The sequence below is a fragment of the Streptomyces sp. NBRC 110028 genome, assembly GCF_001417735.1.
In the GTDB taxonomy this organism is placed as follows: Bacteria; Actinomycetota; Actinomycetes; order Streptomycetales; family Streptomycetaceae; genus Streptomyces.
Map to the genome: position 1 here is coordinate 122,945 of NZ_BBUZ01000029.1, position 12,152 is coordinate 135,096.

At 69.3% G+C, this 12,152-nt stretch carries 8 protein-coding genes, 1 tRNA gene and 3 pseudogenes; 5 read left to right on the top strand and 7 right to left on the bottom strand.

Annotation, left to right across the window (positions count from 1 at the left end):
• Positions 1-20: 20 nt before the first annotated feature.
• Both ASC60_RS21215 and ASC60_RS21220 read right to left on the bottom strand, forming a co-directional pair.
• Positions 21-419, bottom strand: coding sequence for a 6-carboxytetrahydropterin synthase (locus ASC60_RS21215; protein WP_055553324.1), 399 nt, complete (start codon positions 417-419; stop codon positions 21-23).
• A gap of 106 nt (positions 420-525) precedes the next feature.
• On the bottom strand, positions 526-1,506 hold the full coding sequence (locus tag ASC60_RS21220) for a zinc-binding alcohol dehydrogenase (RefSeq protein WP_055553325.1): 981 nt from the start codon (positions 1,504-1,506) through the stop codon (positions 526-528).
• A 160-nt stretch (positions 1,507-1,666) separates the two neighbouring features.
• Between ASC60_RS21220 and ASC60_RS21225 the strand changes: the two genes are divergently transcribed.
• Positions 1,667-2,458: a CDP-alcohol phosphatidyltransferase family protein gene (locus ASC60_RS21225; protein ID WP_079038520.1), complete on the top strand. Its 792-nt coding sequence runs from the start codon at positions 1,667-1,669 to the stop codon at positions 2,456-2,458.
• 167 nt (positions 2,459-2,625) lie between these two features.
• On the opposite strand, the gene ASC60_RS21230 is transcribed toward ASC60_RS21225, so the two are convergent.
• The 4 genes and pseudogenes from ASC60_RS21230 to ASC60_RS21245 form a co-directional block, all read right to left on the bottom strand.
• Positions 2,626-3,540, bottom strand: a complete 915-nt coding sequence (locus ASC60_RS21230; RefSeq protein WP_055553327.1) for an alpha/beta hydrolase — start codon at positions 3,538-3,540, stop codon at positions 2,626-2,628.
• Between the two features lie 161 nt (positions 3,541-3,701).
• Positions 3,702-5,066: a glycoside hydrolase family 43 protein gene (locus ASC60_RS21235; protein WP_199831008.1), complete on the bottom strand. Its 1,365-nt coding sequence runs from the start codon at positions 5,064-5,066 to the stop codon at positions 3,702-3,704.
• A gap of 183 nt (positions 5,067-5,249) precedes the next feature.
• Positions 5,250-6,215 (bottom strand): annotated as a pseudogene (locus tag ASC60_RS21240) (arabinofuranosidase catalytic domain-containing protein); the annotation flags it as partial.
• A 400-nt stretch (positions 6,216-6,615) separates the two neighbouring features.
• Positions 6,616-7,362 carry a FadR/GntR family transcriptional regulator gene (locus ASC60_RS21245; protein ID WP_199831017.1) on the bottom strand — a complete coding sequence of 249 codons (747 nt, stop codon included), beginning with the start codon at positions 7,360-7,362 and terminating at the stop codon, positions 6,616-6,618.
• A gap of 211 nt (positions 7,363-7,573) precedes the next feature.
• Between ASC60_RS21245 and ASC60_RS21250 the strand changes: the two are divergent.
• The 3 genes and pseudogenes from ASC60_RS21250 to ASC60_RS39450 all read left to right on the top strand — a co-directional run.
• Positions 7,574-8,775, top strand: a pseudogene (locus ASC60_RS21250) (RNA-guided endonuclease InsQ/TnpB family protein).
• Between the two features lie 230 nt (positions 8,776-9,005).
• A complete protein-coding gene (locus ASC60_RS21255; protein WP_055553330.1) occupies positions 9,006-9,479 on the top strand; it encodes a hypothetical protein in 474 nt (157 codons plus the stop codon).
• A 71-nt stretch (positions 9,480-9,550) separates the two neighbouring features.
• Positions 9,551-10,099, top strand: a pseudogene (locus ASC60_RS39450) (sugar nucleotide-binding protein); the annotation flags it as partial.
• 128 nt (positions 10,100-10,227) lie between these two features.
• Here ASC60_RS39450 and ASC60_RS21260 read toward each other — a convergent pair.
• Positions 10,228-10,312 (bottom strand) — tRNA-Leu (locus tag ASC60_RS21260).
• A 258-nt stretch (positions 10,313-10,570) separates the two neighbouring features.
• Between ASC60_RS21260 and ASC60_RS21265 the strand changes: the two genes are divergently transcribed.
• Positions 10,571-11,911 carry a M20/M25/M40 family metallo-hydrolase gene (locus ASC60_RS21265; protein ID WP_055553334.1) on the top strand — a complete coding sequence of 447 codons (1,341 nt, stop codon included), beginning with the start codon at positions 10,571-10,573 and terminating at the stop codon, positions 11,909-11,911.
• The last annotated feature ends 241 nt before the right edge of the window (positions 11,912-12,152 follow it).

Sequence of the window (12,152 nt, forward strand, 5' to 3'; positions counted from 1 at the left end):
GGGGCTCTCCACGTGCGCGGTCACAGCTCACGCTCGTAACTCGCCCAGGCGACATGCGATTCGTGCAGGGTCACCTGGATTCCGGACAGGCCGTGCGCGCCCTCGCCGAGCGCCCCGGCGTGCACCCGCTCCGCGAGCCGGTCGGCGATGACCTTGGCCAGGAACTCGGTGGAGGTGTTGATCCCCTTGAAGGCGGGCTCGTCATCCAGGTTGCGGTAGTTGAGGTCGCCGACCACCGCGCCCAGTTCCTGGGTGGCCAGTCCGATGTCGACGACGATGTTGTCGTCGTCCAGCGCGGCGCGCCGGAAGGTGGCGTCCACCAGGAACGTGGCTCCGTGCAGACGCTGCGCGGGTCCGAAGACCTCTCCGCTGAAGCTGTGGGCGACCATCAGGTGATCGCGGACGGTGATGCTGAACAACGGCCCTCCCGGTCCGGCTGGCACATCTCGGCTTCTAGTACGGCCGATGCCTTCCCCGTGTTCAGCCCCAGCTCAGCCTTGTTCGGACGGGTTTTCGCGCCCGGTCCTACGCGCCCTCGTAAGCCACCCGGTGACACAGCCCCGGCAGCTCACCCGCGGCGATCCGGGCCATCACCCCCGGCAGCTCCTCGAACGCGCATTCCCCGGTGACCAGCGCGTCCAGCGCCGGGTCGGTGAGCAGCTCCAGCGCGATCGCCATCCGGTCCGCATAGCCGCGGCGGCCGCCCCGGGCCGGGGACACCGTCCCCACCTGACTGCTGCGCACGGTCAGCCGCCGGGAGTGGAACGCCTCGCCGAGCGGCACGCTGATCCGGCGGTCGCCGTACCAGCTCAGCTCGATCACCGTGCCCTCCGGGGCGAGGAGTTCCAGGGAGCGGGCGAGTCCCGCCTCGCTCGCGCTGGCGTGCACCACGAGATCACGGTCGTCCTCGGCGTCCTCCGGCAGCGCGAAGTCCACCCCCAGCGCCTCGGCGATCCCGGCGCGCGCCGGGTCGGCGTCCACCAATTGGACCCGTACGGCCGGATAGCGGGCCAGCAGCGCCGCGACCGACGCCCCGACCATCCCCGCCCCCACCACCGCGATCCGGTCGCCGAGCAGCGGCGCCGCGTCCCACAGGGCGTTCACCGCGGTCTCCACCGTCCCGGCCAGCACCGCCCGCTCGGCGGGCACGCCCTCGGGGACGGGGGTGACGGCGCTCGCCGGGACCACGTACCGGGTCTGGTGCGGGAACAGACAGAAGACCGTACGGCCCGCCAGCTCCCGCGGCCCCTCCTCGACCACCCCCACGTTCAGGTAGCCGTACTTCACCGGCCCGGGGAAGTCGCCCTCCTGGAACGGCGCCCGCATCGCTCCGTACTGGCTCTCCGGAACCCCGCCCCGGAACACCAGCGCCTCCGTGCCGCGGCTCACACCGGAACACAGTGAGCGCACCACCACCTCGCCCTCGGCGGGCTCGGGCAGCACCACATCCCGTATCCCGCCGTGACCGGGGGAGTTGAGCCAGAAAGCACGGGCGACGCGCTCCATGGCGTCCTCCTGAACGAATCGAGCGGAAACTCCGCGCTGAACAACGGGCCGCACATGACGCTGAACAAACGGGGGACGCGCCACGTACGGGACATCATCAAGCCGCGGCACACGCTACGCGGCGCCAATCGACACTGTCACACAGCCGGAGGGGTGCCCGGTGGCCCTGAACCACACACACAACGCGAGGCTGTTGCGGCAGGAGACGGCCGCGGGCGCGGGCGTGCAGATCCTCCTGCTGACGCTTCTGGGCGCCTCGCTCGGCCTGGGACCCGCGGGCTGGCTCACGGGCCTCGCCTTCGCGGCCGTCACCTGGGCCGTGCTGACCCGCGCCGTCTCCCGCTCCTGGCTGTCCTCCTTCGGGCCCGCCAACCGCGTCACCCTGGCCCGGGCCACCCTTGTCGGGGGCGTGACCGCGCTGGTCGCCGACTCCTTCACGAGCCCGCCCCGGGTCACGGTCCTCACCGCGCTCACCGCGGTGGCCCTGATCCTCGACGCGGTCGACGGCCAGGTGGCCCGCCGCACCGGAACCTCCTCGCCCCTGGGCGCGCGGTTCGACATGGAGGTCGACGCCATCCTCATCCTGGTGCTCAGCGTCTACGTCGCCACCGCGCTGGGCCCCTGGGTGCTGCTGATCGGCGCCATGCGCTACGCCTTCGTCGCCGCCGCGCGCTTCCTGCCCTGGCTGAGCGCGCCCCTCCCGCACAGCATGGCCCGCAAGACGGTGGCCGCGCTCCAGGGCGTGGCCCTCCTCGTGGCCGCCACCGGCCTTCTCCCGGCCCCCGCGGACCTCGCGGTCGTCCTGCTGGCGCTGGCCTCGCTGATCTGGTCCTTCGCCCGGGACATCGGATGGCTGTGGAGCACGGAGAAGGCGCTCCGTACGGGCCTGGCGCCGGTCGTTCCCCACCCCCGCGCACAGACGGCGTACGTCACCCCCTCGTCGGCGGCCTGACCCCGGCCGCCGGAAGGCGGTGTCCATGGCGGTGATCACGGCGAAGTCCGGGCGGGCGACGCTGTGGGCGGCCTGCCGGGCCGCTTCCAGGAGCAGCATGCCTGGGCGTGGACGCCCTGCCCGCTACGGTTGCCGCGGCGGGCAGGGCGAGTTGTCGTTCATCGCTGTCACATGGCCGTGACCCAGGACGTTCCATTGCTGGTGGCGTCGCCCCGGAGGCGGTCACGGGCGGCGGTGTCGCCGTACAGGCCCCAGCGGAACCAGTCCAGGAAGGTGTTCTCCGTCTGGGCGTAGTACGGGTATTGCGGGGTCAGGAACGAGCCGTGATCGGCACCGTTCTGGGTGAGGAACGCCTTCGGCGCGGGGAGTTCGTTGTACGCCTGCCGCGCCAAGTTGATGTTGCAGGTCCCGTCGTTGCTGCCGTGGATGAACAGCACCTTGGCGGCCAGGCCCGCCGGGTTGCCCATGTCCACGCAGGCGACCGGGACGGCGGCGACGATGCGGTTGTCCGGCCAGGCGGTGAGCAGGCCGTGAGTGGTCATGCCGCCCATCGAGTGGCCGGAGACGCCGACACCAGCCTTGGTGTCGATGTGTCCGGCGAACGGACTGCCCGACGCGCTGTTCAGCGCCAGTGTCCGGGTGAGGACCTCGGAGACGTCCTTCGACCAGTTGCCGTTGTAGACGCTGCCGATGTTGGTGTTGTCGGAGAACGAGGGAGCGGGACAGATGAAGCCGGCGGCGGCCAGGTCATGGGTCTGCGAGGAGTAGCAGTCGGAGTTGCACCCCATGCCGTGGCTCCACTCGGCGATGGGGAAGACGCCGCTTGCGATGGGGGCGTCCGGGACGGGGTTGCCGCCCGGGTTGCCGGTGGCTGCCGGGTAGAAGACCTTCGTGAGGAGCCGGCGGCCGCCGCGGGACCAGTCGTACTGCCGTACCCCGATGGGGAACTTCTGGGTGGGCGCCTGTCGCGGGGAGGCCGTCCGGGGCGCCGGGGTGGCGGCGACCGCTGTGCCGCCGAGCGCGGATAAGCCCACGCCGGCCGCTGCGGCCGTGCCGAGGAAGGTGCGCCGTCGCATCGACATCGATGACTCCTGGTTGTGGAGGGGGATGTGGTTGCCGGGCTCAGTCGCTGAGCCCGTGAGCGATCACTTGCGGTGGTACGGGCCGGTCTCCGGCCCCGGCCCGAGCACGGACGCCGCTGCTGTCGGTCCGGTGGCGGATGGGGCAGGATCTTGGCGCGGCGCTACTTCGAAGCTGCCGCGGCGGAGGCGGCGGTGAACTGCCACCAGTTCATGTTGAGCAGATAGCCACTGCCGCCGGTGAACCTCAGATACAGGTCCTGGGTGCCCGTCGCGCCGCTGACCGGACAGGACACCGTCGTCCAGGTCTGCCACCCACCGGTGTTCGGCACACCGCACCGGCCCGCCACGGTGCCGTTGGGGCCGCCCAGGCGCAGTTCGACGGCGCTGCCGTCGACCGTCGAGGCCACGCGTGCCGTGAAGGACGACGCACCCGCGCCGAACCCGACGCCCTTGACCTTGATGGAGTCGCCGTTGTCGATGTATCCGACGTTCCGCCCTCCCTCGGCGGACGGCTCGGTCTCGACTCCCGACTCCCAGGCCATCGTCTCGGCTTCCTGACGTCTGTACGGATTGAGCGTGCCGACCTGAGGCGCCCCCGCGGTGGTCATGTTGATCGTCGGGATCGTGCCGTCGGACGTGTAGGAGAACTTCTCCACGGCGACCGAGCGCGTGTAGCCGCCCCCGCCAGGGAGGGCGCCGTTGTGGTAGAAGAAGTAGGAACCTCCCTTGAAGTCGGTGACCCCCGGGTGATTGGTGAAGCTGCCACCCTGTGTGGGCATGACGGTGCCCCTGTAGGTCCACGGCCCGGTCGGGCCGGGGGCGGTCGAATAGGCGATGAACTCCGAGCAGCACTTGGCCGCGAAGATGATGTAGTACAGGCCGCCCCGCTTGTAGACCCAGGGCCCTTCTTCGAACAGGGTGGGCCGGTTGGCGTCTCCCGTACGGGTACCGAAGCCCGCGGTGGTGAGCGGGATCTTGGTGGGGCTGCCCGAGTAGGAGGTCATGTCCGCGTTCAGCTTGACGTACCACAGGTCCGGGTTGCCCCAGTACAGGTACGCCTGGCCGTCGTCGTCGATGAAGACCGTCGGGTCGATCTGGCCGTTCTCCACCAGCGGATGACCGAGGGCGTCATGGAACGGCCCCGTGGGGCTGTCGGCCACCGCCACGCCGATGGCCATCCGGCCGGTCGCCCGGTTCGTCATCGGCACGTACCAGTAGAACTTGCCGTTGCGGTAGACGGCCTGTCCCGCCCAGGCGTTGGAGGATGCCCAGCTGAAGGAGGACAGGTCGAGCGGGGAGCCGTGATCGGTCCAGTTGACCATGTCGTCCGAGGACCACACCCGCCATTCCTTCATGGTGTAGTTGGTGGAGTTGTCCTCGTCGTGCCCGGTGTAGAGGTACACCCGGCCGTTGTGGACCAGCGGCGCGGGGTCGGCGGTGTAGATGGTCTGCACGATCGGGTTGTCCGCCCTTGCCGCGGTGGGCTGGACGGCGGCGGGGGCGACGAAAGCGAGCATGAGGCCCACGACCCAGGCGACTGCTCGTCTGAGTCTCCTGCCGGCCGAAAGCGGTAACGCTGGCGAAAGCGGTCGGGCATAGGTCATCGTCGGCTCCAAAGGCACTGACTGACGCAGAGGGTTGACGGCCGGGAGGGTCCCCGCCGCGATGAGGACGAGGGCGGCGGTCGGCCTCATGTCGGAACGGGCGGGTCAGCGGTAGCCGGCGGCGACCACGTTGGCCTGGACGGCGTTCTCCGTCTGGTCGGACGGATAGCCCGCGACCATGGCGCCCTCGTAGAAGGTGCCGGCGCTGAGGTTGGCGCCCCCGCCGGGTTTGCAGCAGTCGCCCCCGCTGCCCAGGACGATGGCGCCCTGTTTCTTCATGGGGCTGTAGCCGCCCGGCAGGGCGCCGTCCCACAGGGTGGTCAGGCTGCCGGACTGGGCGTCGCTGCCCTTGATGGCGAAGCGGGAGGTGCCGTTGTTCTTCAGGGTGGCGGTGACGAACTTGCTGGTGAAGGCCCGCTGTTGGGGATTCCAGGACTGGCTTCCACCCGGGTACAGGCCCCATTCGAGGTCCGCCTGGACCCACGGGCCGCGGCCGGAGCATCCGCCGAACCAGCACGAGGTGCTGAAGTTGATGGCGTCCATGGCGCCGGCGGCATCCGCCTTCCGTGTGGTCTCGCTGTTGCCGTAGTCGAAGCAGCAGCCGTTGTTCACATGGGTGCCGCTCGTCACCATGTACATGCCCTCAGGGCTGCTGCCGGTGGGGACGCCGGTGGCGTGGCCGTCGCGCCAGTAGCTGTTGCCGGGGTTGATGTACAGGGAGTAGGCCTTGCTGCCGCCGGCGGTCAGGGACTCGGAAGTCGCCTTGGCGGGGCTGCTCTGGCTCGAACCGGGGACCTGCCCGGATCCCTGGTACCACAGGTCGTTGCCGCGTCCGGACTGGTCGTAGACGACGGTTATCACGCAGGTGGTGCCGGAACAGAACGAGTCCTGGGCCGCGGCGTTGGCGACGCCGCCGGCGCCGAGGGCGCCGATGTTCCGGGTGGCGTTGTCCGACGAACGCCTGACCTGGTACAGGTTGCCCCCGTAGGACCCGTAGAGGGCGCGGACCGTACTGTGCGCGGCCACGCATGGGGTTCCGCCCGAGGCGTAGATGTCGCACGGCCCGGTGCCGGCCGCCGACGCCGACACCGGCCAGGTGGACACGGTCGCCAGCACTGCGATCGACATCAGCGCCGAGCGTGCGGCAACAGCCACGGGCGAATGCCGCCTGCGGGGCCGTGGCTCCGACGGTAATGCTGACGAAGGCTGCATGACTCTCCTCCCGGAGGGACGTGTCGACGATGGTGCGGTGAGCGGCCATGTCGTGGACGTCGACCTAAGCATGTGCATGACAAATCAGCCCTGAAGTCTGCGCACGCGGTCCACGGAGCCCACAAGCAGCATGGTTTTCGATATGTCGAACATTGGTCGTACTCTCGGTAGGCCAGGATCGTAGAGGGGCCCTGAGGTTTGTCAACCCTTTCGGTGGCGAGAGGGACACCGAACCGCCGGCCGCGACCGGTCGGGCAGGTCAGCCGAAGACCCGGCGCTGGATCTCACGCCGGTAGTCCTCGAGCGTGTTGTCGAGATGAGCCGTGGCGGCCCGGGCCGCCGCCTCCGGATCGCCGTCCCTGATGGCCCGGCAGATCGAGGCGTGTTCCTCCACGGCTTCCGCGGCATGACCGCCGACCGTGCCGTGCAGTCCGATCGTGCTGGACTGGCGCTGCAACCGGCGCGCCTCGCGTACCGCCGCGACGAGGAACGGATTGTGCGAGGCGGTGGCGACGCCGATGTGGAAGTCGTCGTCACCACGGTCGAACAACGCCCACCGCCTCGTCATGTGCCCCTCCCGGCACATCTCTGCCGCGGTCTCGATGGCGCGCAACTCGGCAGGAGTCGCCCGGGTGGCGGCCAACCGGCTCGCCGCGGCTTCCTGCACGCGCCGGAACTCGAAGAGCTGGTAGACGTGTTCCAGGTCGGTCGGCAGGAAGAAGCTCCCCCGGCGCGAGGAGCCCAGCAGGCCCTCGTCGTCCGTCACGTAGAGGCCGCGCCCCTTGTGCGCGCGCACCCGCCCGATCGCAGAGAGGATCTTCACCGCCTCCCGCACCACCGTGCGACTCGTGCCCAGACGGGAGGCCAGCTCGTTCTCCGTCGGCAACCGGTCGCCCGGCTGCAACCGCGACTCGGCGATGAACTCGAGGATCTGCTCGGCCACGAGCTCGTACCCGGGGCGGTACGCGCCCGTCGACTCGGCATGGCGCCGCTGCGAGGGCGTCATGCGGCCGGTCGCCGGGACGGCCTTCCCGTCCAACCGCTTGCCTCCTTCGGCTCAGGGGGCACACGTCCGGTGCTCAGGCGCCACCATCCTTGAAGAGGGTATACCTGGCCCTATGTGAAAAATGTGTCCGACTTATTCGCGGAGGCGAGCGGAGCGAATTATTCCGCAATGAGGCGGTGAAGCCGCGCCGTCACGTCAGTGGTGCCGAAAGATGGTGTTTCTTCTGCGGCCCACCGTCCGTCAGGGCCAGGCCCTTCGCGAGATGCTGCGGGATCACTGCTCGCTATACAACGGCGCGTTGCAGGAACGCCGCGACGCCTACGGGCACGTGTCGAAGGCAAGCGTCACGTACGGAATGCAGTCCGCGCAGCTCAAGGAGATTCGGGCGTTCGACCCGGAACGTCAGGGCCGCTGGTCCTTCTCCAGCCAGCAGGCGACACTCGACGGCTCGACAAGGCGTTCGCCGCGTTCTTCCGCCGCAAAAAAGCCGGCGAGACACCCGGATACCCGCGCTTTCGCGGAGTGGACTGGTTCGACACGGTGGACTTCCCCAAGGACGGGGACGGCTGCCGCTGGGACAGTACGCCGCACGATCCGGGCACCCGCGTCCGCTTCCAGGGCGTCGGGCACGTGAAGGTCAACCAGCACCGGCCGGTGACCGGCAAGGTCAAAACCGTCAGTGTCAAGCGCGAGGGTCGTAAGTGGTTCGTCGTGCTGACCGCGGAGCAGGCCCAGCCCGAGCCGCTGGCCGCCACCGGCAGTGTCGTCGGTATCGACGTGGGCATAGCGAACTTCCTCGCCGACTCCAACGGCAGCTTCGTTCCAAACCCGCGTCACGGGCGGAAGGCCTCCGCGAAGCTCGAAGCCGCGCAACGAGCCCTGTCCCGGTTCCCGCGCCGCAAGGCCAGGGACCGTACCGCCAACCACCGGCGTGCCGTGGAGAAGGTCGCCAGGCTGCATGGCACGGTGCGACGCCAGCGGCTTGACCACGCACACAAAGCCGCCCTCACGCTGGTCCGTGAGCATGACTTCATCGCGCACGAAGACCTCAAGATCCGCAACATGAGCAAGGCCCCCGCACCGAAGCCCGACCCCGGCAAGCCGGGCGCGTTCCTGCCCAACAGGGGTGCCGCGAAGGCCGGGCTCAACCGCTCGATCGCTGATGCCGGATGGGGGGTGTTCCTGACGATCCTGCACGCCAAGGCTGAAAGCGCCGGACGGGAAGTGATCGCCGTGGACCCCCGCAACACCTCCCGGCGGTGCCCCGAATGCGGGCACACCGCCAAGGAGAACCGGCCCACACAGGAGAAGTTCCACTGCGTCGCGTGCGGCCACAGCGCACACGCGGACACGGTGGGCGCCTTGAACGTTCTACGGGCCGGGCTGGTCCGTCGCGAAGCTCAACCCGCTTAGCGAGAAGCCACCCCGTTTACGGGGTGGAGGAGTCACGGCCTCAGCCTGACAGCTCGCCTCTGTCTCGTGCGATCGCATTTGATCAGCCGAGATCGCGATCTACAGCCGGAGTACTGGGCGCTGAGTCGGTGAGGTCACCGGCTTCGGACGGTCCACTTGGTGCGCCATGGTCGAGGAGGCGCAGAAGCTTTGGGCCGGCATGTCCGAAGCGGCCAGTAGCCTCAGTCGCCATGGGCATTCAGATCGATGTGGTGGTGAGTTACCCGATCAACGATGAGGTGGAGAGGGCGCTCGGGTTGGCCGAGGCGGTCGGCGAGCCCGTCACGGTCACGTTCCTGTGGGAGGGGGGCGGAGAGGCGGAACGCGCGGTGCTGGTGCCCGCGGCCACGCTGGCGCTCTGGGAGCATTGGGCCCCCACCGCCTATCCGGCGAGTGGCGCTGGGGAAGAGAACCATGCTGTGGCGGAGGAGCCGGAGCTGGCCCACCCAGTGGAATTCGGCGCGTTCACGCTCTTTCGTCGTCGTGTAGGAGGGCGCACGGCGGTTGCTCGCGAAGGCGTGGTGGTCGCCGAGCTACTGAACCCCGACGAGGCGCACTGGCTCCAGGAGAAGGCCCGCGATGTCCGCCAAGGCTTCATGGATCCGAAGCAGAAGGCGGCGTTCGAGGAGTTCCTTGCCCGCCAGGCGTCCCGCGATGATCAGTGACGCGCCGACTCGGGCTCTGGCTCAACTTTGTGGTGCCACCTCTCGCAGCGGCCGGTCTGGGGTGTCGCGTCGTGACAGTTTTGATCGTCGGTGGTTCCGGATTCCTGGGTGCCGAACTGGTCCGGCAAGCAGCAGCGGCCGGGCACACCACGGCCGCGACCTACGCGACCAGGCCCGGAAGCACTCCAGAGGTCGCGTGGCACGCCCTCGACCTGCGGGACCCCGGGAGTGTGGAAGCGGTCGTGGCCGAGGTCGGCCCTCGTGTCGTCGTCAACGTATCGAGCGGCGGGGCGGACTGGGCGGTCACGGCCGAGGGACCTGTCCCTCTGGCCATGCGGCGGCGAAGTCCGGCAGCCGACTGATCCATGTCTCCAGTGACGCCGTGTTCTCCGGCGCCCGTGTCCACTACGACGAGTCCTGCCTGCCTGATCCCGTTACCCCGTACGGGGCGGCGAAGGCCGCAGCGGAGACGGGGGTTCTTCTCGTGCGTCCGGACGCCGTGGTAGCCCGTACCTCGCTGATCATCGGCGATGGGAAGTCCGTACACGAACGTGCGGTGCACGAACTTGCCGCCGGGACCCGGCGCCGGCGTTCTGTTCACAGACGACATCCGCTGCCCGGCGCGGGACAAGGCTGAGATCTACCGGCAGCTCGGGGTGCGGCTCACATACGACTCCGGGAAACACAAAGTGCCGGCCGAGATGAGACTCGACCAGCACTCTCATGAAGCCCGTGGGCTGTCAGTATGTGTCCGAGGGGGGACTTGAACCCCCACGCCCGATAAAGGGCACTAGCACCTCAAGCTAGCGCGTCTGCCATTCCGCCACCCGGACCAGGTGTCTGCCGTCCGGCCCGAGGCCGTTCCGACGTGGAAAACCATAGCAAACATCAGAGCGTGCTCGATCACGCGGACGGTCGCGCGGCCGGCGGCGGCCGGCGGCGGCGGTGGTCCGTCGCTGTGTGACCGGAGCATGACGGCAGCATTGCGGCCTTGGGCTGCGGCGTCGGGAGGGGGAGGATGGCGGGATAGCCCCGCGGCGGGCCGGTCCGGGTGGACCCGGCCCGGGGGCAGGGAACGATGAGGAGGCAGCGTGAGTGAGTCGCAAGCGGGCGGGACGAAAGCCGGAACGGTCAAAGGCGAGGACGAGGTCGTCGATCTGTGCCGTGATCTGATCCGGATCGACACCAGTAACTACGGCCCCGACCACTCCGGCCCCGGCGAGCGGGCCGCCGCCGAGTACGTCGCCGAGAAGCTCGCCGAGGTGGGGCTCGAACCGCAGATCTTCGAATCGCGCAAGGGCCGGGCCTCGACGGTGGCGCGCATCGAGGGTGAGGACCCGTCCCGGCCCGCGTTGCTCATCCACGGCCACACCGATGTCGTCCCGGCCAACGCCGAGGACTGGACCCATCACCCCTTCTCCGGCGAGATCGCCGACGACTGCGTCTGGGGCCGGGGCGCGGTGGACATGAAGGACATGGACGCCATGACGCTCGCGGTCGTACGGGAGCGGCTGCGCACCGGCCGCAAGCCCCCGCGCGACATCGTGCTCGCCTTCCTCGCCGACGAGGAGGCCGGTGGCGTGTTCGGCGCGCGGCACCTGGTGAACCAGCACCCGGAGCTGTTCGAGGGCGTGACGGAGGCGATCGGCGAGGTCGGCGGCTTCTCGTTCACCGTCAACGAGGACCTGCGGCTGTACCTGATCGAGACCGCCCAGAAGGGCATGCACTGGATGCGGCTCACGGTGGACGGCACCGCGGGCCACGGCTCGATGACCAACAACGACAACGCCATCACCGAGCTGTCGGAGGCGGTCGGGCGGCTCGGGCGGCACAAGTTCCCGATCCGGGTGACCAAGACCGTACGGTCCTTCCTGGACGAGCTGTCCGACGCGCTCGGCACCCCGCTCGACCCGGAGAACATGGACGAGACGCTGGCCAAGCTCGGCGGGATCGCGAAGCTCATCGGGGCGACGCTGCAGAACACCGCCGCGCCGACCATGCTCGGCGCCGGTTACAAGGTCAACGTGATCCCCGGACAGGCGACGGCCCATGTGGACGGCCGTTTCCTGCCGGGTCTGGAGGACGAGTTCCTGGCCGACCTCGACCGCATCCTCGGCCCGCGGGTCAAGCGCGAGGACGTGCACGCGGACAAGGCCCTGGAGACGAGCTTCGACGGGGCGCTGGTCGAGGCCATGCAGACGGCGCTCAAGGCCGAGGACCCGATCGCGCGCGCCGTGCCGTACTGCCTCTCCGGCGGTACGGACGCCAAGTCCTTCGACGACCTCGGTATCCGCTGCTTCGGCTTCGCGCCGCTGCGGCTGCCCCCGGAGCTGGACTTCGCCGGGATGTTCCACGGGGTGGACGAGCGGGTGCCGGTGGACGGGCTGAAGTTCGGCGTGCGGGTCCTCGACCGGTTCCTGGACGGGTGCTGAGCCCTTCCCGGAGGGCCTAATCGATCACACATACCGAATGCATCACAAAGGGTGAATGCTGTCGTAGCTTGATAGCTTGATTGCGCCCTCCTCGTTACATGGGGTGTGCGGCTCGTGACCGGGCCGCGATGCCGAAGAGGGGGCGGGATGAAGAACCCCGGCCTTCGGCGACTACCGCATCGATCACGTGACGTCGAGTCACGGTCCACCGGAACGTGATCCCGGCGGGCCCGGAGCGTGC